Consider the following 25,615-nt stretch of genomic DNA (forward strand, 5'->3'; position numbering starts at 1 on the left):
CCTTCTTTCTCGAAAGCTGGCGTGGGCCATTGTCCCAGACGGACAGGACGGGCCCGCCATCAATTCGGTTGCCCGGGGCCCGGGGGCCTCGTGAAATACTTGACATCCACCCTTGTCCCTCCCACAGGAACGGCTCCTCATGGCCTCGGTCCATTCCCTCGCTTCGACCGTCACCCAGCGTCTCGCGGACGCGCTCTCGGCAGCCCTGCCGGACGCCGCCCCCGCAGACCCGCTGCTGCGCCGAAGCGACCGGGCCGACTTCCAGGCCAACGGGATCCTGGCCCTCGCCAAGAGGGCGAAGGCGAACCCGCGCGAGCTGGCGGCCGAGGTCGTCGGCAAGCTCCCGGCGGACGACACGGTGCTCCAGGACATCGAGGTCTCGGGCCCCGGCTTCCTGAACATCACGGTCTCCGACCGGGCGATCATCGAGACGCTGGCCGCGCGCGCCGCGGACGACCGGCTGGGCGTGCCGTTCAAGGAGAACGCCGGCACGACCGTGATCGACTTCGCGCAGCCCAACGTGGCCAAGGAGATGCACGTCGGCCACCTGCGGTCCGCCGTGATCGGTGCCGCGATGGCCGAGATCCTGGAGTTCACCGGGGAGAAGGTCGTCCGGCGCCACCACATCGGCGACTGGGGCACGCAGTTCGGCATGCTCATCCAGTACCTGGTGGAGCACCCGGGCGAGCTGGACCACGGCGGCGCCGACCACGTCGACGGCGAAGAGGCGATGTCCACCCTCAACCGGGTCTACAAGGCCTCGCGGGTCCTGTTCGACTCCGACGAGGAGTTCAAGACGCGTGCCCGGGACCGGGTCGTCCAGCTCCAGGCGGGCGACCCCGAGTCCCGTGCCCTGTGGCAGCGGTTCGTCGACGAGTCGAAGATCTACTTCTACTCGGTCTTCAACAAGCTGGACCTGGAGATCGCCGACCCCGACATCGTCGGCGAGTCCGGTTACAACGACATGCTCGAAGAGACCTGCCGGATCCTGGAGGACTCGGGCGTCGCGGTCCGCTCCGAGGGTGCGCTGTGCGTCTTCTTCGACGACGTGAAGGGCCCGGACGGCAACCCGACCCCGCTCATCGTCAAGAAGTCGAACGGCGGCTACGGCTACGCGGCGACCGACCTCTCCGCGATCCGCAACAGGGTCGGCGACCTCAAGGCCAGCACCCTCCTGTACGTCGTGGACGTGCGGCAGTCCCTGCACTTCAAGATGGTCTTCGAGACGGCGCGCAGGGCCGGCTGGCTGACGGACGACGTGACGGCGCACTTCCTGGGCTTCGGCACGGTCCTCGGCAAGGACGGCAAGCCGTTCAAGACCCGTGAGGGCGAGACGGTCCGGCTGGTGGACCTGCTCGACGAGGCGATCGAGCGGGCGACGGCGGTCGTGCGGGAGAAGAACAACGAGAAGGTCGGCCTCACCGAGGAGGAGATCGTCGAGAACGGTACGCAGATCGGCATCGGCGCGGTGAAGTACGCCGACCTGTCGACCTCGGCCGCCCGCGACTACAAGTTCGACCTCGACCAGATGGTGTCGCTGAACGGCGACACGTCGGTGTACTCGCAGTACGCGTATGCCCGTATCCAGTCGATCCTGCGGCTGCGCGGCGAGGCGGACCCCGTCGCCCACCCGGAGCTCGCACTCGCGCCGCAGGAGCGGGCGCTGGGCCTGCACCTGGACCAGTTCGACGAGGTCCTGGCCGAGGTGGCCGCCGCGTACGAGCCGCACAAGCTGGCCGCGTACATCTACCAGTTGTCCTCCCTCTACACGTCCTTCTACTCGGAGTGCCCGGTCCTCAAGGCCGACACCCCGGCGCAGGTCGAGAACCGCCTCTTCCTGTGCGAGCTGACGGCCCGCACCCTGCACCAGGGCCTGGCCCTGCTGGGCATCCACACCCCCGAGCGGCTCTGAGGCCGTCGTCGCAGGTACGCGGTGGCGGCCCTGAGGCCGTCTCCGCAGGTACGCGGCAGGGCCCCGGCGGGAGCGACAGCTTCCCGCCGGGGCCCTGCCCGTATGCACGCGGGCCCGTCCCCGCTCACGAACCCTCGTCGAGCGGCCTCTCCCAGGCGGAGGAGCCGAGCGGGTGGTGGTACGTCGGCCGCCCGACGGACCCGCTCGTGCGGAACGGTGTGCCGCCCCCGGCGTCGATGCGCTGGACGCCGCGCTGTCCGCCGCTGGACCACTCCAGTTCCAGGTACCAGCTCACCGCGTGCGCCCGGGTGCTGGCCTTCACGTAGAACACCTCGGGGTCCGTCTCGCTGACCTTGTACGGGAAGTCCCGCTGCCCGGCGTGCGGCACGGTGGCCGGGCGGCCCGCGTCGAGGTCGACGGTGAACGACTTGGTGTCGACGTTGCCGCCGCAGCCGACCCCGGTGGCGTACCGGGTCCAGGGCAGCGGCGCTTCGCTGCGCACGACGCGCACGTGCAGGGCCTCCAGGACGACCGTCTCCTTCGACCGCCCCTGGAGGGTCAGCGCGATGAGCTGTTCGTCGGCGGACACCGCCTTGTAGGACGCGGCCCAGCCGGGCGCGTCCTGCTCGCTCGGCGGCGGGGCGACCTTCTGGGGCTTGCTGTCGACGAGGAAGTACTGGCTGCACGGCGTCTCGTACACGTAGGGGCGTACGGCGGCGACGAAGGGAGTGCCGGAGCCGCGCGCACCGTCGACGCCCTGGCCGCCCGTAGCCGTGCCGCGTTCCCCCTCCCGCTCCTTCTCCCTGCCGGGAGGGCCGGCGGAGGGCGGGGCCGTGGGCGTGGCGCTGCCGGGGGCCGTACGGGAGGGTGAGACGGCCGGGGATGCCGTCGGCCCCGCGCCGGTCGGGCCTCCTGCCCCGGCCGCGTCCGGTACGGGTGACGAGGCCGCACCCACCGGCCGACTGCCCGAGCCCTCGCCCCGTGCACCGCCCATGAGTTGGGTGACGAGCACGGTGGAGGCGACCACCGCGAGGACCGTGCCGACACCGATGAGGACGTTGCGCCGCGCCTTGCGCCCGAGAGCACCGGAACGGCCATCAGCACTGCGGCTGCCGTTGCCGCTGCCGACCGCACCGCGCAGCGAAACGAGTGGTCCGGCACTGGCCTCGGGCCCGACGTCGGACCGTACGACCTGCGTGTCCGAGTCCGGCTGTGCGGCTGGCGTCTCCGCGTTCGCCCGCACGACCTCGGCTTCCGCGTCCGCCGGCACAGGCTGCGCCCCCGCCCCCGCCCGCCCCGGCTGCGTCTCCCTCTTCCCCCGCGCCGCGTCCGCCAGAATCCACAGCCTGTGGACACGCACCATCTCGTCCGGAGTGGCTCTGCACAGCCGGGCCAGTCGCTCCACCGGGGCGAATTCCGTCGGCACCGCGTCGCCATTGCAGTAGCGGTGCAGGGTCGACGTGCTCATGTGGAGGCGCTTGGCGAGGGCCCCGTAACTCAACCCCGAGCGGCCCTTCAACTCCCGCAGAAAGTCCGCGAGGCCATCCGCTCCCCCGGTGTCCGGCACCGCTCCCCATCCCATCCCGGCGTTCCAGGAACACCGCATCAGCGCAGGTCACAGCTGGTGGAACCGTTCCAGCGTCCCCGACTGGCCGTCAACTCTGGCGGGCGGGAAGACCTTTCGTACAAGCTCATGGCATCAAAGCACGCCGCTCCCGCCGACCGGTCGAGCGGCCCCTCCCGGCTCCGGCCGTCCCGCACGCCGAAGTCCCTCGTACAGAAACGGAATCCGCCATGTCCGCACGCCTCGTCCGCACCGCCCGCCGCACCCGCCTGTTCGCCGCCTCCGCTGTCGCCCTCACGGCGGCGCTCTCCCTCACCGCCTGCGACAGCGGCGAGGGTACGAGGGACGCCGGCGCCGCCCGTACGTCCTCGCCCTCGTCCGCTCCGTCCGAGCCCGCAGGCGGCAGCGACGGCAAGCCGACCGGCGAAACCGAGCCCGGCCAGTCCGGCGGCAACGCCCAGCAGACCTCCTCCGCCTCGGGCAGCAACGGGAACACGGGCAAGAAGGGCAGCAGCGAGGGCGGCACCGCCGGGACCCCGGGGGCCAAGACCGACCTCGACGCCCCCGCCCGGCGCGACCGCTGCGACGCCACCAACGCCACGGTGACCGCGCAGGTCGTCAGCCGCCCCCTGAACACCATGATCCTCACGGCCACCAACAAGGGCACCAAGCTCTGCGACCTCTACTACGCCCCGGTGGTCCGCTTCGAGGGCGCACAGTCCGTCCCGCCGTCGATGAAGGACACGCAGCCGCAGGCCGTGGTCAGCCTCAAGCCCGGCGAGAGCGGGTACGCGGCCGTGAAGCTTTCCTCCCCGACAGGCACCCCGGACCCCGGATACACCGCGAAGTCCCTCTCCGTCGGCTTCTACGACGCCAAGCACCGCAGCCTTGACGGTTTCGCGCCCGTACGCCTGCCCGCGAAGGGTGTCTACGTCGACAGCACTGTCCGGGTCTCCTTCTGGCAGTCCGACCTCGACGACGTCAGCAGTCTCTGACCTCCTCCCGTCCTGCCGCCGCCTCCCCGCGCAGCCCGAACTCGCACCACACCACCTTGCCGGGGTCCCGCTCCCCGACCCCCCACTTGTCGGCCACGAGCCCGACGAGCAGCAGCCCCCGCCCGTACTCGCACTCCGGCTCGGGCCGCCCGGCCTCGACCCGGCCGCCGCCACTGTCGTGCACCTCGATCCGCAACAGGTCACGCTCCGCGAGCACGCGCAGCTTGAAACCCCGCCCCGGCGGTACGCCGTGGGTCAGCGCGTTGGTGCTCAACTCGCTGACGCACAGCAGTACGTCGTCGACGAGGGACCGCATCCCCCAGTCCTCCAGCGCCCACCGGGCGAAGGCACGGGCGGCGGGCACAGAGCGGAGGTCCCGGCGGAGGAACGCCTCGCGCAGGAGCGGCAGTCGGGGCGGCTGAGTTGTCTCGTTCACGGGACGAGGGTCGCGGAGAGTGACTAACGTGGCACACCGTGTCCACCCGTACAGATTTTTTGTACGGTCCGGAACACGCTCAAGCACCAGCGCGTACGGGGAGTTTGAAGAGCATGAGCCCCAGGCAACGCCAGAGGAAGAACACGTCCGCCATGAGGATGCTGGGCAAGCAACTGGCCAGATTCCGCGAGGCGGCCGGTCACACCCAGCAAACGCTCGCGGACGCCGTCCGGGTGGACGTGGAGACGATCGCCTCGATCGAGCAGGGCAGGCGGGCCTTACGCGCCGACCTGGCCCAGCGGCTGGACGAACTCCTCGACACCCGGGGCGCACTGCTGGTCGGCGTCGAGAACCTGCCGGACGTCGACCAGTTCCCCCGCTGGGCCGAGGAGTACATGGCGCACGAACGGGAGGCGCTGGCTCTGTCCTGGTACGACAACCAGGTGCTGCCTGGCCTGCTCCAGACCGCCGCGTACGCGGAGGCAGTACTGCGCAACCGCGTCCCGGCCTTCGACGAGGACGAGATCGCCAACCTCACCGAGGGCCGACTCGCCCGCCAGCAGATCCTGCACCGCAAGGAGCCGCCGACCGCCAGCTTCGTCGTGTGGGAGCCGGTGCTGCACCTCACCGTGTGCGCCCCCGCCGACCACACGACCCAACTGCGCCACCTGCGCGCCTGCGCCGACCTCCCGGACCTGGCGCTCCAAATCCTCCCGCTGACCAGCACGAAGCACGCGGGGCTGGACGGCACCTTCACCCTCCTCGAAACCCCTGAGCACCAGCACCTCGCCTACATCGAGGGCCAGCGCGGCAGCCAGTGGGTATCCAGCCCCGACGACGCCTCCAGGCTGGCCCGCAAATATGCGATGCTGCGAACCCAGGCCCTCAACACCGAGGACTCCAAGGGCCTGTTGGACAGCCTGCTAGGAGAGCAATGAGCACCGCACTTCAGTGGTTCAAGTCGAGCTACAGCGGCAGCGAGGGCGGCCAGTGCCTGGAACTCGCCTACTCCTGGCGCAAGTCGAGCTACAGCGGTTCCGAAGGCGGCGCCTGCGTCGAACTCGCCTACGACTGGCACAAGTCGACCCACAGCAGCGACGAAGGCGGCGCGTGCCTCGAACTCGCCGCCCACCCCACCGCCGTCCACGTCCGCGACTCCAAGAACCCCAGCGGCCCCACCCTCACCCTGGCCCCCGCCGCCTGGTCCGCGTTCGCCCGTACGGTCTGAGACCCGCACGGCCCCGGCACGCGGCACCGGGACCCCGTACACGCACGCAGGGCAACCACCCCGACGCCACGGGACGGCTGCCCTGCACACCCGGGGGACGGCGAGCCCCCCAGACCCCACCCGCACACCTCAGCCGCGCAGCATCCGCGCCGCCTCCGTCGCCCAGTACGTCAGGATCATCTGCGCACCGGCCCGCTTGATCCCGGTGAGCGACTCCATGATCGCCCCCTCGCGGTCGATCCAGCCCTTCTCCGCCGCCGCCTCGACCATCGCGTACTCGCCGCTGATCTGGTACGCCGCCACCGGCACGTCCGCGTTCTCGGCGACCTTCGCGAGGATGTCGAGGTAGGGGCCCGCGGGCTTCACCATCACCATGTCCGCGCCCTCCGCGAGGTCCAGCGCCAGCTCGCGCAGGGACTCACGGGCGTTGGCCGGGTCCTGCTGGTACGTCTTGCGGTCGCCCTGGAGCGAGGAGCCGACGGCCTCCCGGAACGGGCCGAAGAAGACGCTTGAGTACTTCACGGTGTACGCGAGGATCGACACGTCCTCCCGGCCGATGCCGTCCAGCGCGTCCCGTACGACGCCCACCTGGCCGTCCATCATGCCGCTCGGCCCCACCACGTGGGCGCCCGCGTCGGCCTGTACCTGCGCCATCTCGGCGTAGCGCTCCAGGGTGGCGTCGTTGTCGATGCGGCCCTGGGCGTCGAGTACGCCGCAGTGCCCGTGGTCGGTGAACTCGTCCAGGCACAGGTCGGACATCACCAGGAGGTCGTCACCGACCTCTTCGCGCACGGCGCGCAGCGCGACCTGAAGGATTCCGTCCGGGTCGGTACCCGCCGTACCGGCCGCATCCTTCTTCTCATCGGCGGGCACACCGAAAAGCATGATTCCGGAGACTCCGGCCGTCACGGCTTCGACCGCCGCCTTGCGCAGGGTGTCCAGCGTGTGCTGGTACACGCCTGGCATCGAGGAGATCGCCACGGGCTCGTGGATCCCCTCCCGTACGAACGCGGGCAGGATCAGGTCAGCGGGGTGCAGCCGTGTCTCGGCCACCATGCGCCGCATGGTCGGAGTCGTCCGCAGCCGTCGGGGCCGGGCCCCCGGAAAGGATCCGTACTCAGTCATGGGCCCACGCTACGCCCGCCGCACCCCCCGCTTTGCCGACACCGTGCCGGTCCGGCGCGGCCTCGCCCCGGCCTCCTGCGGGCCCGCCCGGACCCCCTTCGACGCCCGCCGCCGCCATGTGGTCAGCTGGAGGGTCGTACCGACCCGCCCCCATGCGACGTACCCCCCGACTCCGGCCCGAAAGGAGCAGCCGTGACGGACCAGCCCGATCCGCCTCACCCCGCGCAGAAGCCCGGACGAAAACCCGGAAGAAAACCCGGAAGACAGCCCGAGCAAGGACCTGCCCCAGGACCCCCCTCGGGGCACGCCCCAGGACCCGCCCCCGGGCCGGCCGCAGGACCCGACGCGACCGACCGGGCCGACGAACTCGACCGGTTGCGCGCCGAGCTCCGGCACCTGCGTGCCCGTACCCGCACCCACCCGCTCATCGCCCAGGCGCAGGGCATCCTCCAGGAGCGCTACTCGCTCCCGGACGGCGAATCCGCTTTCGCCCTGCTCCAGAAGACCTCCCAGCAGCACAACATCCGGATGCGCCTGCTCGTGGAGGCGGTCGTCCGCACCCCCGCGCCGGAGTCCCGCAGTCCGCTCTGGTTCCCGCAGCGGGTACGGCTGCCCGCGCCGTTCCTCACCTTCGAGCGGGCGAAGGCGGCCAGTACCGACAACGGAGAGCGCCCCAGCCAGGGCGCCGTACTGCGCTCCGTACTGAGTCAGACCCTCGCAGTGCTCGACACCGGCATGGGCAACGTCCAGCTCCCCGACCGGGTGCGCGGCGGGCTCCGGCTGGAACACCACACCGGCCTCTCCGAGGACTTCGTCGACTTCTTCGCGTACGTCGGCGAGGACGGCACCTCCTGCGCGCAGGCCGCCCGCGACCTCGCCCAGGTGACCATCCCCGACGTCGAGTCCGCCACGGTCTTCGACGAGGCGTCCCGCAGGGCCATCCTCGACGCGGGCAGCCTGGCCGCCCACAGCACGCCCCTGGTGACGCCGAGCGGGATCTGCGTGGGCATGGTCTCCGCCCATCTCGACCACCGGATCAAAGGTTTCTCCGCCCCGCAGGAGCAGGCCATGGCAGAGCTCGGCGCCCAGGCAGGCGGGTGGCTGTCCTGGCACAACCGGACGGTCCTCGTCGACGCACTGGAGTACCTGCACACCCTGGGCCTCCACCACCGCGGCACCCGCACCCGCCGCCGCTGACCCACCGGACCCGGCAGGCACACAGCCCCCCAGCCCTGGACACGTACGCACGCGAAAGGGCGGGCCGGGAAAAGTTCCCCGACCCGCCCTCACACGCAAAGCCCGTACGCGCACGAAGGCCGTTCCCGCACACAGCCCGTACGCGCACGGAGCCCGTCCTCACCCCGAGGACGCCCCCCTCACGTCGTCCGGCGCCGCCGCGACCCCGGCCGCCGCTCGCTCGGCCTGGCCACGTGCTCGCCCGCCTCCAGAGCCGCCACCCGGCGCGCCGCGCCGAACTCGGCCAGCGCCTCCGCGAGCCGGTGCACCGAGGGCTCCGGGGACAGTACGTCCACGCGCAGCCCGTGCTCCTCCGCGGTCTTGGCCGTCGCCGGGCCGATGCACGCGATGACGGTCACGTTGTGCGGCTTGCCGGCGATGCCGACCAGGTTGCGCACGGTGCTGGAGGACGTGAAGAGCACGGCGTCGAAGCCGCCGCCCTTGATCGCCTCACGGGTGTCCGCCGGCGGCGGCGAGGCCCGCACGGTCCGGTAGGCGGTGACGTCGTCGACCTCCCACCCGAGCTCGATGAGCCCGGCGACCAGCGTCTCGGTCGCGATGTCGGCACGCGGCAGGAAGACGCGGTCGATCGGGTCGAAGACCGGGTCGTACGGCGGCCAGTCCTCCAGGAGTCCGGCCGCGGACTGCTCCCCGCTCGGCACGAGGTCGGGCTTCACCCCGAACTCGACCAGCGAGGCGGCCGTCTGCTCGCCCACCGCGGCGACCTTGATCCCCGCGAAGGCGCGCGCGTCGAGCCCGTACTCCTCGAACTTCTCCCGCACCGCCTTGACCGCGTTCACCGACGTGAAGGCGATCCACTCGTACCGGCCCGTGACCAGGCCCTTGACCGCCCGCTCCATCTGCTGCGGAGTGCGCGGCGGCTCGACGGCGATCGTCGGCACCTCGTGCGGCACCGCGCCGTAGGACCGCAGCTGGTCGGAGAGCGACGCCGCCTGCTCCTTCGTACGCGGGACGAGCACGCGCCACCCGAAGAGCGGCTTCGACTCGAACCACGACAGCTGGTCGCGCTGGGCGGCGGCACTGCGCTCACCGACCACGGCTATGACGGGCTGGTGGCCCTCCGGGGAGGGCAGCACCTTGGCCTGCTTGAGGACCTGGGCGACCGTGCCGAGGGTGGCGTTCCAGGTGCGCTGGCGCGTCGTGGTGCCCGCGATGGTGACGGTCATCGGGGTGTCGGGCTTGCGGCCCGCGGAGACCAGCTCGCCGGCGGCGGACGCCACCGAGTCGAGCGTGGTGGCGACGACGGCGGTCGCGTCGCTCGCGCCGACCTCGCTCCAGCACCGCTCGTCGGCGGTACGGGCGTCCACGAAGCGCACGTCGGCGCCCGCGGAGTCCCGCAGCGGCACACCCGCGTAGGCGGGCACGCCGACGGCGGTGGCGACACCCGGGACGACCTCGAAGGCGACGCCCTCCGCGGCGCAGGCGAGCATCTCCTCACCGGCGTTCCCGTCCAGGCCGGGGTCCCCGGTGACCGCACGGACGACCCGCTTGCCGCTGCGCGCGGCCTCCATGACAAGATTGACCACGACCTTGGACGACATGGGCGTCCGGATCGCAGGCGTGCCCACGGTTGCTGACGCGTCGTCAACTACCGCGAGCTGAGGCGTGCTTACGCCCGCCTTCGCATGGGCGCGTACGACGTCGAGCACGGCCGGCTCGGCGATCAGTACGTCCGCGCTCGCCAGCGCCTCGACGGCGCGCAGTGTCAGCAGGCCCGGATCACCGGGGCCGGCGCCGAGGAAGGTGACGTGGCCTGGTGCGGAGAACACCGAGGACGCCGAGGATGCAGATGTGGTGGGGCTCAAAGTGCTCGCTCCCCCATAAGACCGGCCGCACCCTTGGCGAGCATCTCCGACGCGAGTTCGCGCCCGAGAGCCTCCGCGGCGTGGTGCGACGTGGGTACGGGACCGGTAGTGGACAGCTGCACCAGTGCGGATCCGTCGATCGTTCCGACGACGCCGCGCAGGCGCATTTCATTGACAATCTGCCCGTCAACCAACAAGTCGGCCAGGGCACCCACAGGTGCGCTGCAACCGGCTTCCAGGGCGGCGAGCAGGGCTCGTTCGGCCGTCACGGCGACCCGCGTGTGCGGGTCGTCGAGCTCGGCGAGTACGGCGGCGAGGCCGGCGTTGACCGCCGCGCACTCGATGGCCAGTGCCCCCTGGCCGGGGGCGGGCAGGACGAGGTCGGTGTCGAGGAACTCGGTCACCTCGTCGACCCTGCCGATCCGGCGGAGCCCGGCGGCGGCGAGTACCACCGCGTCCAGCTCGCCGTTTCGTACGTATCCGACCCGGGTGTCGATGTTGCCCCGGATCGGCACAGTGGTGAGGTCCAGGCCGTGGCTGCGCGCGTAGGCGTTCAGCTGGGCCATGCGGCGCGGCGACCCGGTGCCGACCCTGGCGCCCTGCGGGAGCTGGGCGAAGGTCAGCCCGTCGCGGGCCACCAGCACGTCGCGCGGGTCCTCACGGACCGGCACGGCGGCCAGCGTCAGCTCGTCGGGCTGCGCGGTCGGCAGGTCCTTGAGCGAGTGGACGGCGAAGTCCACCTCGCCCCGCAGCAGCGCGTCGCGCAGGGCGGTCACGAAGACACCCGTGCCGCCGATCTGCGCGAGCTGCTCCTTCGACACGTCGCCGTAGGTGGTGATCTCCACCAGCTCCACGTCGCGGCCGGTGAGTTCGCGCACCGCATCGGCGACGTGTCCGGACTGGGCCATGGCGAGCTTGCTGCGCCGAGTCCCCAGCTTCAAGGCCGATCCGGCCTTCGCGGCATCAGTCATGCCCGCCCTCTCTTCGCGCTCTCGGCACCGGTGGTGTCGTTGGGGTCTTCCTTGGTGCCGTCCGACAGCACGGCCGCCGTACCGTCCGACAGCGCCGCTGCCATGCCGTCCGACAGCACGGCCGCCGTACCGTCCGACAGCGCCGCTGCCATGCCGTCCGACAGCACGGCCGCCGCGCCGTCCGGCAGGCCGCCGGTGGGGCGGTCCGCCCGGCTGACGGCCGCGACCGTCTGCGGGTCGAGGTCGAACAGCTCGCGCAGCGCGTCCGCGTACCCGGCGCCGCCGGGCTCACTGGCGAGCTGCTTGACCCGTACGGTCGGCGCGTGCAGGAGCTTGTCCACGACGCGCCGTACGGTCTGGGTGATCTCGGCCCGCTGCTTCGCGTCGAGGCCGGGCAGCCGGCCTTCCAGCCGGGCCACTTCCATGCTGACCACGTCGGCGGCCATGCTGCGCAGCGCGACGACGGTGGGCGTGATCTGGGCGGCGCGCTGGGCGGCGCCGAAGGCGGCCACCTCGTCCGTGACGATGGAACGCACCTGGTCCACGTCGGCGGCCATCGGCGCGTCGGCGGACGCGTCCGCCAGCGACTCGATGTCCACCAGGCGTACGCCGTCGAGGCGGTGCGCGGCGCCGTCGATGTCGCGCGGCATCGCCAGGTCGAGCAGCGCGAGGCGCACGGCGGCGCCCGTGGCTCCGGTGGGCTTGGGCGTGCGGACGGACCTGGCGGCCAGCTCGCCGTTGTCGGCCCAGGCGCCGTGCAGCTCCAGGGAGCCGGCGTCGGGCTCGGTGCGCATCGGCGGTACGTGGCCGGCGGCGGGCCGCCCGGCGGTGTCGGCGGCCACGCCGAGTGCGGTGGCCACGTCCTCGACGGTCAGCACCAGCCCGGTCGCGCCGGTGCAGGAGACGGCGACGTCGACTCGTGTCAGTTCGTGGGCCACCTCGTCCATCGGGACGGCGCGCGCGGCGCCCCCGGACTGGTTGAGGATGTCGGCGAGCCGCTCGGCGCGCTCGGCGGTCCGGTTGGCGACGACGACCTCGGCGACCCCGACGCGCACCAGCGTGGCGGCGGCCAGCGAGGACATCGAGCCCGCGCCGATCACCAGCGCCCGCTTGCCGGCGGCCCAGTCGGCGACCGGCGTGCCGTCGGCGAGCTGTTCCAGGCCGAAGGTGACGAGGGACTGGCCCGCCCGGTCGATGCCGGTCTCGGAGTGGGCGCGCTTGCCGACCCGCAGCGCCTGCTGGAAGAGGTCGTTGATCAGGCGGCCCGCGGTGTGCAGTTCCTGCCCGAGCGCCAGCGCGTCCTTGATCTGCCCGAGGATCTGCCCTTCGCCGACCACCATGGAGTCGAGACCGCAGGCCACCGAGAAGAGGTGGTGGACGGCCCGGTCCTCGTAGTGCACGTAGAGGTAGGGGGTCAGCTCCTCGAGGCCCACCCCGCTGTGCTGGGCGAGCAGCGTGGACAGCTCGGCGACGCCCGCGTGGAACTTCTCCACGTCGGCGTACAGCTCGATGCGGTTGCAGGTGGCGAGCACCGTCGCTTCCGCGGCGGGCTCGGAGGCGAGGGTGTCCTGCAGCAGCTTCGCCTTCGCGTCGGCGGCGAGCGAGGCACGCTCCAGCACGCTGACGGGGGCACTGCGGTGGCTCAGCCCGACAACCAGGAGGCTCATGCCGGCATCACGGCGGGCACGTCCCCGTCGGGTCCCTTCCGGTTCGCGGCGCTGTCGGCGGCGCGGCGGGCGGCGGGCGGCAGCACGGCGGCGGCGGCCTCGGCGGCGGCGTCCTCGCCGGCCTTGCGCTGCTCGTGGAAGGCCAGGATCTGCAGCTCGATGGAGAGGTCCACCTTGCGCACGTCGACGCCCTCGGGCACCTGGAGGACGGTCGGCGCGAAGTTCAGGATCGACGTCACGCCCGCGGCGATCAGCCGCTCGCTGACCTGCTGGGCAGCACCGGCCGGGGTCGCGATGACTCCGATCGAGACGCCGTTCTCGTCGATGATCTTCTCCAGCTCGTCCGTGTGCTGGACCGGGATCCCGGCGACCGGCTTGCCGGCCATGGCGGGGTCGGCGTCGATCAGCGCGGCCACCCGGAAACCACGGGAGGCGAACCCTCCGTAATTGGCCAGTGCCGCACCGAGGTTACCGATACCGACGATGACGACCGGCCAGTCCTGGGTGAGGCCCAGCTCGCGGGAGATCTGGTAGACCAGGTACTCGACGTCGTAGCCGACACCGCGCGTCCCGTAGGAACCGAGGTACGAGAAGTCCTTCCGCAGCTTCGCGGAGTTGACCCCGGCGGCCGCGGCCAGCTCCTCCGAGGAGACGGTCGGTACGGACCGCTCGGAGAGCGCGGTGAGGGCGCGCAGATACAGCGGAAGTCGGGCGACGGTGGCCTCGGGAATGCCTCGGCTACGGGTCGCCGGTCGGTGATTTCGGCCAGTTGCCACGGTGCTCCTGCGGGATGAGCGGGGCTGCAGGCGGCCGTAAGTCCCAGGACCGCCCCGTCGAAAGCAGGCTATGCCTTTGTGAACGCGTGCACAAAGATTGTGCCCGTTTTGTCCCACCAAAGTGACCGGGGTCACGCGCCTCGCACCCCCCTTCCGGGAACCATTCCACCCTCTCCCCCGTAGCGGACATCAGCCCCTTTATCCCCCCAGCTCCCGCCGCAGCCGCTCGCCGTCCACCTTCCAGAAGGTGAACTGCTCCCCGTCCACCAGCACCACCGGAATCTGCTCCCAGTACTCCCGGTGCAGTTCCGCGTCGACGGAGATGTCCTTCTCCTCCCACCGCACCCCCCGCTCCCCGCACACCGTTTCGACGACCGCGCGTGCGTCGTCGCACAGATGACACCCGGGCTTCCCGATCAGCGTCACCACCCGCTCCCCCACCGGCCCGGACTCCTTCTTCTTCCGCCACAAAGCACTCATCCCTCCATCATGACCGCACCCCGCCACCCGCTCCCCCGCACCTTCTCCACCTCCGTAACGACCCGGACGCGGAGAGTTCACACCCCCGCATCCCTCCGGCTCGGGAAGTTCCGAACACAGTGGCTATGCTCACGGCATGGCCGCACTGGGATGGCTCACCCCCCGTAGGCGCTCCGCGACCGCACGGAGCGTGCTGGCGGGCGAGGCTGCAGCCGAGGCAGCACGCAAGTCGTCACAGGAGATCGAGGAGCTGGAGGCGGCACGCCCCGCCCCGCCCGGAGCACCGGCCGAACCGGAGTTCCCGGTCGCAGGCGACACCGAGGCCGCGGCCTTCTTCGACCTCGACAACACCGTCATGCAGGGCGCCGCGATCTTCCACTTCGGCCGCGGGCTGTACAAGCGGAAGTTCTTCGAGCGCCAGGAGCTCGCCCGCTTCGCCTGGCAGCAGGCCTGGTTCCGCCTCGCCGGGGTCGAGGACCCCGAGCACATGCAGGACGCCCGCGAGAGCGCCCTGTCCATCGTCAAGGGCCACAAGGTCTCCGAGCTGATGACCATCGGTGAGGAGATCTACGACGAGTACATGGCCGAGCGCATCTGGCCAGGCACCCGCGCCCTCGCCCAGGCCCACCTGGACGCCGGACAGAAGGTCTGGCTGGTCACCGCGGCCCCCGTCGAGGCGGCCACCATCATCGCCCGCCGCCTGGGCCTGACCGGCGCGCTCGGCACGGTCGCCGAGTCCCACGACGGCGTCTACACCGGCCGCCTGGTCGGCGAACCCCTGCACGGCCCCGCGAAGGCCGAGGCCGTCCGGGCGCTGGCCTCCGCCGAAGGCCTCGACCTGGGCCGCTGCGCCGCCTACAGCGACAGCCACAACGACATCCCGATGCTCTCGCTCGTCGGCCACCCGTACGCGATCAACCCGGACGCCAAACTCCGCAAGTTCGCCCGCGAGCGCGAGTGGCGGCTGCGCGACTACCGCACCGGGCGCAAGGCCGCCAAGGTCGGCATCCCGGCCGCGGCCGGCGTCGGCGCCCTCGCGGGCGGCACCGCCGCAGCCCTCGCGCTGCACCGCCGACGCCGCTGAACCCTCCGCCGGCCCCCGCCCCCCGTACGAACTCCCCCGCCCCCGCGCCTCCGTCTCCGTACGAACCGAGTCGAACCGAAGCGATCCGGCGGCGCCCCTCGGGCGGGCCCCGGCGAACCGGCGGCGGACGGGCGGCCGCCCGCCGGAGAACCCGAACGCACCGGGGCCGGACGCACCCCCACTTCACGGGATGCGCCCGGCCCTTCGCCGTCCGGCGGCCAATCCACAGGGCTTACCCCCCACCGGCCCCCACCATTCCCCACTCCCGCACTCGGCCACAACGCAGCGGGCAAGCAGACAGATCACGCCCCGAATCGATCAACAACTTGTCACTAACTGCTACTTGATTCGCCCCGTAGACGTAACAGAAGAGACGGAAACGGTGATTTGAGCAACTGGGTGTAGCGCTGCCTGTACGAAGCGTTATTCTCCTCAGACGCATTCCGGAACCCATTCATCAGCACCACGAGTGAACAGTCCGGTACTGCACGTGATGGAAGCTCTGCCTCTGGGAGTCCCGTGTACCCACACGTCGGGGTTGACGCCTCGGGCCTGGCTACGCTGCGCGCAACGGTCGTCGACCGCCTGCGCGGCTTCGTCCCCACCGCGTACGCCGTCCCCGCCTTTGCCACCCCTCAACCCGCAGCACCCTGCTACGCCCTGGCCGACGGCGGTGCCGCTGTCGGCAGACGTAGCCGCGGCGCCGGCGGCAGCTCGGGCTCCGGCACGTCCACCGTCCGTCGGCCCACCGCCGACAGCGACAGCGCGCGCATGATGGAACTCGTCGAGCGCGCCCAAGGCGGCGAGGCCGAGGCCTTCGGCCGCCTGTACGACCAGTACAGCGACACGGTCTACCGCTACATCTACTACCGCGTCGGCGGAAAGGCGACGGCAGAAGACCTGACCAGCGAGACGTTTCTGCGCGCCCTGCGCAGGATCTCCACCTTCACCTGGCAGGGCCGCGACTTCGGCGCCTGGCTGGTCACGATCGCCCGGAACCTGGTCGCGGACCACTTCAAGTCGAGCCGCTTCAGGCTCGAAGTGACCACCGGCGAAATGCTCGACGCCAACGAGGTCGAACGCAGCCCCGAGGACTCCGTCCTGGAGTCGCTCTCCAACGCCGCACTCCTCGAAGCCGTGCGCAAGCTGAACCCGCAGCAGCAGGAATGCGTGACCCTGCGCTTCCTGCAAGGGCTCTCGGTCGCCGAGACCGCCCGGGTCATGGGCAAGAACGAGGGCGCCATCAAGACCCTCCAGTACCGGGCCGTCCGCACCCTGGCCCGCCTGCTGCCCGACGACGCCCGGTGACCGCCACCGGGCCCGCCACGATCGACACCTGGTGACCGTTCGATCACCGGCTGTCGAAGACCGACATCTTCGGCAGTCGGATCATCCTCCGTCCGTAACCCAAGTGCCCGGCGGCTCGTTGTGCGGAATGCAGGCTCCCTGCGGTCGCGCCATGCCCGCAGCCACTCACTCCATCGGGTGGATGTGCTCATGGCGTGCAACCTTCCGGACCACCCGGGGAGTCGATCGTCATGACGAGAGGAGGTGCCGCCAGTGATCGCGAATGTATCGGCGCACCGGCGGGCCAACGCCTTCGCCCAGGCCCTGGAGGATCAGGAACTCCGGGACACGGCGGCCGAACAGCCCGAAGGTACGGCCGGAGCAGCCGAAAGGCCTGCCGACCAGGGGACACTGCTGTCCCTGGCCGCGGGTCTGGGCGGCCTGCCCGCACCGGAGATGGACCCCGAGGTCAAAGTGGTGCAACGAGCGCAGCTCGTGGCCGCCATGGAAGCCATGATGCTGGAAGGCACCGCAGCAGGGCCCACGGGCCCTCAAGTGCCGGAGCAGCGCACGGGACGGGGCGCCCACCGGGCCTCCGCCCTCCGCAAGCTACGCCCCCGCTCCCGCTGGTCGAAAGGCCTCGCGGCGGGCGGACTCACCGTCGGTGTGGCAGCCGGAGCCTTCGGCGGCGTCGCCGCCGCCAGCTCCAACGCCCTCCCCGGTGATTCGCTGTACGGGCTCAAGCGCGGCATGGAAGATCTGAAGCTCACCATGGCGGGCGACGAGTCCGACCGGGGCCAGATCTACCTCGACCAGGCGTCCACCAGGCTCCAGGAGGCCAGACGCCTCATGGACCGGGGCAAGGCCGCCGCCCTCGACCACGAGCAACTGGGCGAAGTGCGGCGCACGTTGAACGGGATGAAACACGACGCCAGCGAGGGCCACCGGCTCCTCTACGAGGCGTACGAGAGAGACGGCAGCATTGGACCCATCCAGGCGCTGACGGCCTTCTCCCAGTCCCACCGGGAGAGTTGGAGCCAGCTGCGCAGCCTCCTTCCCGCCCAGCTGGGCGATGTCGGCTCGCAGGTGAGCTCGGTGTTCGACGCCATAGACCAGGAAGTCGGCCCGCTCAGGTCACTGCTGCCCAAGCCGCCGCAGTCCGACCCGAAGCCGGTCCCGCCGAACACCCACAAGGACCGCCCGGGCACCCCGCACCAGGGGAACACCACCCGCCCCGGCGCTCCCGCGCACACCCCCGGCTCCCCGCACCGGGGCAAGCCGGGCACCCCACCGCCCGCCACGTCGGACGGCAAACCGTCGTCCGGCCTGATCGGCGGCACCGGCGACCTGCTGGACCCGCCGCCCGCCAACAAGCCGGCGACACCGGTCCCCGACCACCCGGTCAAACCGCCGGCCGTCCCCGACGTCACGATCCCGCCCATCCTCCCGGACGTACTCCCGGGCCTGGGCATCGACGGCGAGGACACCTTGCGCTAAGCACCGCTCCCCAGCGGCGGTCGGCCGAGCCCCGGCTCAGAAGAACACCGACCGCCGCTGCACCAGCAACTCGGCCCCTCCGTCTGCCGCCCTCGCACCGCTTCGCGGGCTGCGGACAGCGCGCCGGACTCCGTCCGCCGACCCCGGGGTGCAGGGCCTAGAAGAACACCGACCGCCGCTGCACGAGCAACTTGTACAGCGTGTGCTGGATCTGTTCGCGCACCTGGTCCGTCAGGTTGAACATCAGCATCGGGTCCTCGGCCGCGTCCGCCGGGTACCCGGAGGTCTTGATCGGCTCGCCGAACTGGATCGTCCACTTCGTCGGCAGCGGCACCGCCCCGAGCGGCCCCAGCCACGGGAACGTCGGCGTGATCGGGAAGTACGGGAAGCCCAGCACCCTGGCCAGCGTCTTCGAGTTGCCGATCATCGGGTAGATCTCCTCGGCGCCCACGATCGAGCACGGCACGATCGGCGCCCCGGCCCGCATCGCCGTCGACACGAATCCACCGCGCCCGAAGCGCTGCAGCTTGTACCGCTCGCTGAACGGCTTGCCGATGCCCTTGAACCCCTCGGGCATCACCCCCACCAGCTCACCGCGCTCCAGCAGCGCCTGCGCGTCCTCCGCGCACGCCAGGGTGTGCCCGGCCTTGCGCGCCAGCTCGTTGACCACCGGCAGCATGAAGACCAGGTCGGCCGCGAGCAGCCGCAGATGCCGGCCCGCCGGGTGCTCGCTGTGCACCGCGGCCTGGAGCATCAGCCCGTCCAGCGGCAGCGTCCCGGAGTGGTTGGCGACGATCAGCGCCCCGCCCTCGGACGGGACGTTCTCGATGCCCTTCACTTCCACCCGGAAGTACTTCTCGTAGAAGGGCCGGACCATCGACATCAGGACCTGGTCGGTGAGCTCCTGGTCGTACCCGAACTCGTCGACCTCGTAGTCCCCGGTGATCCGCCGCCGCAGGAAGGCGAGGCCACCCGCGATCCGCCGCTCCCAGCCGCTGTCCCGCCCCCCAAGCTCCCCGTCCCCCGGGGCCGCCCCGGGGGCCTCGGGCGAGGTGCCCTGCTGTTCCGGTACGGGGGCCAGGGCGCCGCCCCCGGAACCGCTCTTGCGGCCGCCCGGGCTCCGCTTGCCCGGCCTGGCGGCCCCCGTCCCCCGCCGCGCGCGCGGCTCGTCACCGAAGGGGATGACCTTGGCGTCGGCCATGTCAGTTGCGCTCCTTGGACTCGGCAGGTGCGATCGGTGCGGTGGTCCCACCGGAACCGGCCGATCCGCCGGACCCGGATGCCCCGGCAGACCCGGCAGGCCCGGATGCCCCGGATGACCCGGCGGGCTCGGATGCCCCGGATGACCCGGATGACCCGGCGGCTCCGCCGGACTCCGTACGGACGAATGCGGCCGCGGCGCTCACCCGTTCCGCCGCGCGGTCCACGGTACGGGCGAGCAGCTCGGGGGGCAGCAGTCCGGACCCCCGGCTGCGGGCGAAGTCCGCGAAGGTCTCCGCCGTCGTGTACTTGGGCTCGAAGCCGAGCGTCTCGCGCATCTGCGCGGTCCGCACCACCCGGCCGTGCGTCAGCAGCCGGATCTGCTCGGGCGCGAAGTCGCTCATCCCGACCGTCCGCAGCGCGGAGCCCACCCAGCGCACGGCGGGCAGCAGGAACGGCACGGTCGGCCGCCCGAGCCGACGCGCGCACTGCGACAGAAGCAGCACCCCGTCGCCCGCGATGTTGAACGTCCCGCTGTTGAGCGTGCCGCGACGGGGCTCGTGGGCGGCGATCCGCAGCACCTCCACCACGTCGTCCTCGTGCACGAACTGGAGCCGGGGGTCGTATCCCAGCACGGTCGGCAGGGCCGGCAGCGAGAAGTACTCGGCGAGCGGCGTGTCCGCCCGCGGCCCCAGGATGTTCGCGAACCGCAGCACGCACACCGCCACGTCCGGGCGCCGCCTCGCGAACCCGCGGACGTACCCCTCGACCTCGGCGGCGTCCTTGGCGAAGCCTCCGCTGGGCAGCGACTTCGGTTCGGTCGACTCGTGGAACACGGCCGGATCGCGCGGCGCCGACCCGTACACACTCGTACTGGACTTCACCACCAGGCGCTGCACGGTCGGCGACTTCTGGCAGGCACCGAGGAGCTGCATGGTGCCGATGACGTTGGTCTCCTTGACCGTCGCCCGGCCGCCACCTGCCAGCGGGGTGCCCGTCACGTCCATGTGCACGACGGTGTCGACCCCGTACTCGGCGAGGACCCGGGCGATGGCGGGCTGTCTGATGTCCGCCCTGACGAAGTCCGCGCTCCCCAAGGAGTGCTCGGGGGGCACCGCGTCGACCCCGATCACCCGGTCCACCTCGGGGTCCCGCTGCACGCGCCGTACGAACCGGCCCCCCAGCTGCCGGGCCACCCCTGTGACGAGCACGACCTTGCCCAAGATCAGCGCCTTCCCCTCGTAAGCACCCGGGGTTCCCCCGGACACCCGGGTCCCCCTTCGGTGGCCACCGTAACGCCTGGGTGTTGCGCTGTGATGACCCGCGGCACACGAAGTGGCCCCCGGGTCGCTCCAGGGGGCACCCGGCCGTCCCCGGGGCCGCCCGCAGCCTCCCCACCACGCAGGAAGGCCCCCCCGCCATCACTGGCGGGAGGGCCTTCCTGTACTGCGTCAGCTGTCGCTTACTTCTTGTTGCGACGCTGAACGCGAGTGCGCTTCAGCAGCTTGCGGTGCTTCTTCTTGGCCATCCGCTTACGCCGCTTCTTGATAACAGAGCCCACGACTACCCTCGCTCACTTCATTCTCACTGGTGCGGGGCGTCTGGGCCCACACGACCTACAAGGGCCTAGCCTACCCGCCACCCGGCGAGTGACGTAATCCGAGGGCAACCTAGGCCGTCTCCACCCCCACGAAGGACTCCCGGAGGTACTCGTGAACCGCTTGCTCCGGAACCCGGAAGGACCTGCCCACCCGGATCGCCGGCAGATGACCGCTGTGCACCAAGCGGTACACGGTCATCTTTGACACTCGCATCACCGAGGCGACTTCCGCCACGGTCAGAAACTTGACCTCGTTGAGAGGCCTCTCGCCTGAAGCAGTCATGACCCACCTGTACCTTCCGCACATGACGCGCACCGGCTTCCCCTTCCGGTGACTCTTCGTCGCTGTGCGCTCACTCCCCAGACTAGGGGCGTGTGATGCGAGTGGGGAAGAGGGGATGCGGTCGGCCCGCTACCGTGACAGACACGCCCGATTGAGTACATAGCGAGTAAGCGGTCGGTAGTAATCAGACCGCACAGCGTCATCAAGTGGAACGGCCACGGACACCTGCCCCTCAGCCTCCCCGACGAACAGCGCAGGGTCGTCCACATCCGCCAGACCGATGGCATCGAACCCCAGCTGACCTGCACCGCAGACCCATCCGTGATCCCCTACGACGAGCCCGGGAAGCGGCCCGGGGCCGGTCGCGGCGGCCCCCAGAACCACCCGAACCGGGAGGGGAGAATGGGAGTGCACGCCGGTCTCACTCACGGGACCCCGCGCGCCGGGTTCGCGCACCAGCGCGACTCCCCGTACGTAGTCAAGGTTGTACGTACGTACGCCGAACCGGGTCGTTATGTCGACACGCTGCCCCTGCGCGGGAGTGAGCACTTCACACCCCGCCGCCGACAGAGCGTCTGCCAACTCGGCGTAGAAACCGGCCAATCGGTGCGGATGACCGGTCCCGAACAACACGGGAAGCCCCCGGCCGGCCGCCTCCCCGATCTTCCTCGCGAAGGCGTCCAGCCCCGCCAGCGTCCGCTCCGGGTCAATGGCATCGGGCCCCCGCCGGTACTCCGGGTCCCCGGAGACCCCGCACCTCTCCGCCATCAGCTCCAGTAACTCCCGCTCCCCCCACACCCCTTGAGGCTCCAGCCCCAACAGCACCCTCGGGTCACCCTCCCCGAACAGCCGATAGCTCCGCAGGCTCTCCTCGCGCGAGGTCGCCACCACCCCGGCCAGCCCCGCCGCCACCAGATGCGCCCGCACCACCCCACGATTCACCACCCCCACATCCTCAACGCCCCCATCCCCCACCCCACCCCATTCCCCCACCACCCCACCCCCCTGGCCTAACCCAACCCGCCCCAGCCCCCTTGGGCGGCGGGGCCGCCCCCCCGGGGGCGGAACGGGCGGGCAAGGGGGCGGCCCCCGGCGGAGCCGAACAATGCACCCCGCCCCACCCCGACCCCGCCCAGGACCCCGCCCCGCCCAACCAGCCCCACCCCACCCCACCCCGGCCCGGGGGCCACTCCAAGGCCGACCCCTACGCCAACAACCCCCGCAACGGAAACACCGCCCTCCGCACCCCCAACACCGCCTGATCCACCCGATCCGCCGGGTCATACCCCTCGTCCCACGCCCGCCAAGCCGGCGTCCGCCCATCCGTCATCCGCCCCGGCCCCCGCTCCCCCGTCCGCATCCGCGCGTACACCAACTCCCGCCAGGAATCGGGAATCACCGACTCCGGATCGATCGGCCGATGGGCCGCGATCCCCACCAGATGCGTCCACGACCGCGGCACCACATCCACCACCGCGTACCCCCCACCCCCCAGCGCCAGCCACTTCGCCCCTTCCACGTAGTCGTGCGCGAGGTCGTGACAGGCCGCCTGCACCGCCCGCTGCGCGTCCAGCGACACCGCCAGATGCGCCAGCGGATCCTCGAAGTGGGTGTCCGCCCCGTGCTGCGTCACCAGCACCTGCGGCCGGAAGTCGGCCAGCAGCTCCGGCACCACCGCGTGGAAGGCCCTCAGCCACCCCTCGTCGCCGGTACCGGCCGGCAGCGCCACATTGACCGCGCTCCCCTCCCCGGCCCCCGCCGCCCCGGTCTCCTCGGGCCATCCCGTACCCGGGAACAACAGCCGGGGGTGCTCGTGCACCGACACCGTCAGCACCCGGGGATCCGCCCAGAAGGCCGTCTGCACCCCGTCCCCGTGATGGACGTCCACATCCACGTACGCGACCCGCTCGACGCCCATCTCCAGCAGCCGCGCGATCGCCAGCGAAGCGTCGTTGTACACACAGAACCCCGAGGCCGCCCCCGGCATCGCATGGTGCAGCCCGCCCGAGAAGTTCACCGCGTGCGCCGCGTCCCCCCGCCACAGGGCCTCGGCAGCCCCCACCGACTGCCCGGCGATCAGCGCGGACGCCTCGTGCATCCCCCTGAAGGCCGGGACGTCCTCCGTTCCCAGCCCGTACGACGGGTCCGCCGCCCGCGGATCCTCCGACGCGGCCCGCACCGCGGCCACGTAGTCCTCGCGGTGCACCAGGTGGAGCGTCGAGTCCCCCGCGGCCGGGGCGGCCACCACATCCACCGCCCCGTCGAGACCGTAGGCCCGCACCAACCCCATGGTCAGTGCGAGCCGGACCGGATCCATCGGGTGCTGGTCCCCGAAGTCGTACGCCGTGACGGCGTCATCCCACATCAGCAGTGCGCGGCCGCTCATGCCCGCCACCGTATCGGTCGCCCTCCTGAGCGAAGGAACGGGCGTACACCAGCGTCACCAGCACCATGGCCATCGGCACCAGCATGGCGCCCCGGTAGCTCCAGGCGTCCCCGAGCGCCCCCACGAGGGGCGAACCGACCAGGAAGCCGACGTAATTGAAGATGTTGAGCCGCGCGACCGCCACATCGCTGGCGCCGGGGAACATCCGCCCCGCCGCCGCGAAGGTCTGCGGCACGATCACGCACAGCCCGAACCCGAGCAGCGTGAACCCGAGCATCCCGACCCACGCGCCCGGCGCGCCCGCCACCACCGCGAACCCGGCGGCCGCGACCACGGCCCCGGCCCGCACCACCGCGACCGCTCCGAACCGCCGCACCCCGAAGTCCCCGACGGCCCGCCCGATCAGCGTGGTCACCATGTAGACGTTGTACGGAACGGTGGCCAGCGCCTCGCTCGAACCGAGCACGTCCTGTAGGTACTTGGCGCTCCAGTTGGAGACCGTCGAGTCCCCGATGTACGCGAAGGTCATCACCAGGCACAGCGGCAGCAGCAGCTTGAAGGAGAACCCCGCCGCCGCGCCCTGCTTCCCGGCACCTCCCACCGGGCCCTGGTCGCCGCGCTCGGCGTCGACGTACCAGCGGCTCCCGACGAGGGCGGCCGGCAGCAGTACACACACCGCGGGCAGATATGTCGCCAGCAATGAGAGCTCCCCGTGCGCGCCCACCCAGGCGAGCGAGGCGCCGGCGATCCCGCCGAGGCTGTACGCCGCGTGGAAGCCGAGCATGATGCTCCGCCCGTACGCCCGCTGGAGGCTGACCCCCAGCATGTTCATCGACGCGTCGAGCAGCCCGACGGACAGCCCGAACAGCCCCAGCGCGACGGCCACCTGCCAGATGTCCCGCCCGAGTCCGACGCCGACCAGCGAGAGCAGGACCACGGGCTGGGACCATCGCAGGACGGCCGCCGCCCCGGCCCGTTTCACCACCGCTTCGGCGACCACGCTGCCGACACCGGCGAGGATGGGCACTGCCGCCAGAAAGGCCGGCAGCAGCGCATCGGATATCCCGTACTGCTTCTGGAGGGCCGGTATACGGGTGACCAGGACGGCGAAGGCCACCCCTTGCGCGAAGAAGCTCAACGCCAGTGAGGCCCTGCCGTACCGCAGGCGCGCGTCTGTCATGAGCGCAGAGCGTACGACTCCCCACTACTCATGGGTAGATAGATCACACACTCAGTACGACCGCGGCTCAGCTCAACAGTTCCGGAAGCTCCGCCATCTGGGAGAAGTAGCCGGTCGCCCCCTCCATCCGGTCGGCGGCCGTCATCGCGGTGAACCCGTAGACGTCCATCCCGGCAGCGTGCGCCGCCTGCACCCCGAGGGGGCTGTCCTCGATGACGACGCACCGCTCGGGCGCCACCCCCATCTTCTGTGCGGCGTGCAGGAAGAGGTCCGGTGCGGGCTTCCCCTTCCCCACGTCCTGCGAGCTGAAGATCCATTCGTCCTCGAACCACTCGTCGAGCCCGGTCCTCCGGTGCGCGACCGCGATCCGCTCGTGGGTCCCCGAGGACGCCACACAGTAGACAACCCCGTCGGCGACGAACTTCCCCAGCACGTCCTCGACACCGCGCACGGGCTGGAGTTCCCGCTCGAACGCGGCGAAGATCCGCCCGTGCAGCGTCTCCTCGAACTCGGCCGGCAGGTCCCGCCCCGTACGCTCCCGTACGAGGTCGTGCACGCGGTGCACCGCGGCCCCCATGTAGTCCCGCAGGGAGTCTTCGTACGTCGTGGGGTGTCCGAGCTCCGTCAGGTACGCGGACAGGATGGTGTTGGAGAGGGGCTCGCTGTCCACGAGCACGCCGTCATTGTCGAAGATCACCAGGTCGTAGCGCATGGTTCGACCATAAACGCAAAAAAGCCGTGGACCCCGAGTCAAAACGACTCGGAGCCCACGGCTTTTTATCAAAATTTGTTCGGCGGCGTCCTACTCTCCCACAGGGTCCCCCCTGCAGTACCATCGGCGCGGAAAGGCTTAGCTTCCGGGTTCGGAATGTAACCGGGCGT

Annotated in this window: 23 protein-coding genes, 1 rRNA gene and 1 pseudogene; 8 read left to right on the top strand and 17 right to left on the bottom strand. The window is 71.2% G+C overall.

Annotated features, from left to right (window positions below; translation table 11 throughout):
- The first annotated feature begins 139 nt into the window (after positions 1–139).
- Positions 140–1,912, top strand: a complete 1,773-nt coding sequence (argS, locus tag ACFWVV_RS34135; protein WP_384342238.1) for an arginine--tRNA ligase — start codon at positions 140–142, stop codon at positions 1,910–1,912.
- 124 nt (positions 1,913–2,036) lie between these two features.
- On the opposite strand, the gene ACFWVV_RS34140 is transcribed toward argS, so the two are convergent.
- Positions 2,037–3,518: a helix-turn-helix domain-containing protein gene (locus tag ACFWVV_RS34140; protein ID WP_384422882.1), complete on the bottom strand. Its 1,482-nt coding sequence runs from the start codon at positions 3,516–3,518 to the stop codon at positions 2,037–2,039.
- Positions 3,519–3,706: 188 nt separating this feature from the next.
- On the opposite strand from ACFWVV_RS34140, the gene ACFWVV_RS34145 reads away from it, so the two are divergent.
- Entirely contained in the window at positions 3,707–4,471 is a 765-nt protein-coding gene (locus ACFWVV_RS34145) for a DUF4232 domain-containing protein (protein WP_384342234.1), read from the top strand.
- On the opposite strand, the gene ACFWVV_RS34150 is transcribed toward ACFWVV_RS34145, so the two are convergent.
- On the bottom strand, positions 4,458–4,907 hold the full coding sequence (locus ACFWVV_RS34150) for an ATP-binding protein (RefSeq protein ID WP_384342233.1): 450 nt from the start codon (positions 4,905–4,907) through the stop codon (positions 4,458–4,460). The genes ACFWVV_RS34145 and ACFWVV_RS34150 overlap by 14 nt on opposite strands.
- A 113-nt stretch (positions 4,908–5,020) precedes the next feature.
- On the opposite strand from ACFWVV_RS34150, the gene ACFWVV_RS34155 reads away from it, so the two are divergent.
- Positions 5,021–5,845: a Scr1 family TA system antitoxin-like transcriptional regulator gene (locus tag ACFWVV_RS34155; protein ID WP_384342231.1), complete on the top strand. Its 825-nt coding sequence runs from the start codon at positions 5,021–5,023 to the stop codon at positions 5,843–5,845.
- On the top strand, positions 5,842–6,135 hold the full coding sequence (locus ACFWVV_RS34160; RefSeq protein ID WP_384342229.1) for a DUF397 domain-containing protein: 294 nt from the start codon (positions 5,842–5,844) through the stop codon (positions 6,133–6,135). The genes ACFWVV_RS34155 and ACFWVV_RS34160 overlap by 4 nt, the downstream gene beginning before the upstream one ends.
- Positions 6,136–6,264: 129 nt before the next feature.
- On the opposite strand, the gene hemB is transcribed toward ACFWVV_RS34160, so the two are convergent.
- Positions 6,265–7,260, bottom strand: coding sequence for a porphobilinogen synthase (gene hemB / locus ACFWVV_RS34165; protein WP_384342227.1), 996 nt, complete (start codon positions 7,258–7,260; stop codon positions 6,265–6,267).
- A gap of 375 nt (positions 7,261–7,635) precedes the next feature.
- Between hemB and ACFWVV_RS34170 the strand changes: the two genes are divergently transcribed.
- Positions 7,636–8,457: an ANTAR domain-containing protein gene (locus ACFWVV_RS34170; protein ID WP_384342225.1), complete on the top strand. Its 822-nt coding sequence runs from the start codon at positions 7,636–7,638 to the stop codon at positions 8,455–8,457.
- Positions 8,458–8,636: 179 nt separating this feature from the next.
- Here ACFWVV_RS34170 and ACFWVV_RS34175 read toward each other — a convergent pair whose 3' ends face one another.
- The 5 genes and pseudogenes from ACFWVV_RS34175 to ACFWVV_RS34195 form a co-directional block, all read right to left on the bottom strand.
- The gene (locus tag ACFWVV_RS34175; protein WP_384342223.1) at positions 8,637–10,322 is read right to left on the bottom strand and encodes a uroporphyrinogen-III synthase; all 1,686 of its coding nucleotides are present in this window, start codon (positions 10,320–10,322) and stop codon (positions 8,637–8,639) included.
- A complete protein-coding gene (gene hemC / locus ACFWVV_RS34180) occupies positions 10,319–11,293 on the bottom strand; it encodes a hydroxymethylbilane synthase (protein WP_384342221.1) in 975 nt (324 codons plus the stop codon). The genes ACFWVV_RS34175 and hemC overlap by 4 nt, the downstream gene beginning before the upstream one ends.
- A 203-nt stretch (positions 11,294–11,496) precedes the next feature.
- Positions 11,497–12,960 (bottom strand): annotated as a pseudogene (locus tag ACFWVV_RS34185) (glutamyl-tRNA reductase); the annotation flags it as partial.
- The gene (locus ACFWVV_RS34190; protein ID WP_384342219.1) at positions 12,957–13,736 is read right to left on the bottom strand and encodes a redox-sensing transcriptional repressor Rex; all 780 of its coding nucleotides are present in this window, start codon (positions 13,734–13,736) and stop codon (positions 12,957–12,959) included. The gene ACFWVV_RS34190 and the pseudogene ACFWVV_RS34185, both read right to left, overlap by 4 nt.
- A gap of 198 nt (positions 13,737–13,934) precedes the next feature.
- Positions 13,935–14,216: a glutaredoxin family protein gene (locus tag ACFWVV_RS34195; RefSeq protein ID WP_384342218.1), complete on the bottom strand. Its 282-nt coding sequence runs from the start codon at positions 14,214–14,216 to the stop codon at positions 13,935–13,937.
- 136 nt (positions 14,217–14,352) lie between these two features.
- Here ACFWVV_RS34195 and ACFWVV_RS34200 point away from each other — a divergent pair, with 136 nt between their 5' ends.
- The 3 genes from ACFWVV_RS34200 (at position 14,353) to ACFWVV_RS34210 (ending at position 18,084) form a co-directional block, all read left to right on the top strand.
- Positions 14,353–15,300, top strand: a complete 948-nt coding sequence (locus tag ACFWVV_RS34200; protein ID WP_384342216.1) for an HAD family hydrolase — start codon at positions 14,353–14,355, stop codon at positions 15,298–15,300.
- Positions 15,301–15,819: 519 nt separating this feature from the next.
- Entirely contained in the window at positions 15,820–16,608 is a 789-nt protein-coding gene (locus ACFWVV_RS34205; RefSeq protein ID WP_384342214.1) for an ECF subfamily RNA polymerase sigma factor, BldN family, read from the top strand.
- Positions 16,609–16,860: 252 nt separating this feature from the next.
- Positions 16,861–18,084, top strand: a complete 1,224-nt coding sequence (locus ACFWVV_RS34210) for a DUF5667 domain-containing protein (RefSeq protein WP_384342212.1) — start codon at positions 16,861–16,863, stop codon at positions 18,082–18,084.
- A 157-nt stretch (positions 18,085–18,241) separates the two neighbouring features.
- Here ACFWVV_RS34210 and ACFWVV_RS34215 read toward each other — a convergent pair whose 3' ends face one another.
- From ACFWVV_RS34215 to rrf, 9 genes are all read right to left on the bottom strand, one after another.
- A complete protein-coding gene (locus ACFWVV_RS34215; protein WP_384342210.1) occupies positions 18,242–19,285 on the bottom strand; it encodes a lysophospholipid acyltransferase family protein in 1,044 nt (347 codons plus the stop codon).
- A 1-nt stretch (position 19,286) separates the two neighbouring features.
- The gene (locus tag ACFWVV_RS34220) at positions 19,287–20,507 is read right to left on the bottom strand and encodes an NAD-dependent epimerase/dehydratase family protein (protein ID WP_384342859.1); all 1,221 of its coding nucleotides are present in this window, start codon (positions 20,505–20,507) and stop codon (positions 19,287–19,289) included.
- A gap of 239 nt (positions 20,508–20,746) precedes the next feature.
- Positions 20,747–20,845: a 30S ribosomal protein bS22 gene (locus ACFWVV_RS34225; protein WP_003948845.1), complete on the bottom strand. Its 99-nt coding sequence runs from the start codon at positions 20,843–20,845 to the stop codon at positions 20,747–20,749.
- Positions 20,846–20,954: 109 nt separating this feature from the next.
- Positions 20,955–21,167: a helix-turn-helix domain-containing protein gene (locus tag ACFWVV_RS34230; protein WP_185027739.1), complete on the bottom strand. Its 213-nt coding sequence runs from the start codon at positions 21,165–21,167 to the stop codon at positions 20,955–20,957.
- Between the two features lie 129 nt (positions 21,168–21,296).
- On the bottom strand, positions 21,297–22,112 hold the full coding sequence (locus ACFWVV_RS34235) for a phosphatase (RefSeq protein WP_384342208.1): 816 nt from the start codon (positions 22,110–22,112) through the stop codon (positions 21,297–21,299).
- Between the two features lie 259 nt (positions 22,113–22,371).
- A complete protein-coding gene (locus ACFWVV_RS34240) occupies positions 22,372–23,553 on the bottom strand; it encodes an acetoin utilization protein AcuC (RefSeq protein WP_384359140.1) in 1,182 nt (393 codons plus the stop codon).
- On the bottom strand, positions 23,522–24,733 hold the full coding sequence (locus ACFWVV_RS34245) for an MFS transporter (protein ID WP_384359138.1): 1,212 nt from the start codon (positions 24,731–24,733) through the stop codon (positions 23,522–23,524). The genes ACFWVV_RS34240 and ACFWVV_RS34245 overlap by 32 nt, the downstream gene beginning before the upstream one ends.
- Before the next feature lie 67 nt (positions 24,734–24,800).
- The gene (locus ACFWVV_RS34250) at positions 24,801–25,445 is read right to left on the bottom strand and encodes an HAD family hydrolase (RefSeq protein ID WP_384359136.1); all 645 of its coding nucleotides are present in this window, start codon (positions 25,443–25,445) and stop codon (positions 24,801–24,803) included.
- A 77-nt stretch (positions 25,446–25,522) separates the two neighbouring features.
- Positions 25,523–25,615 (bottom strand): 5S ribosomal RNA (gene rrf / locus ACFWVV_RS34255); the annotation flags it as partial.

The sequence above is a fragment of the Streptomyces sp. NPDC058663 genome (genome assembly GCF_042716745.1).
Taxonomy (GTDB): Bacteria; Actinomycetota; Actinomycetes; order Streptomycetales; family Streptomycetaceae; genus Streptomyces.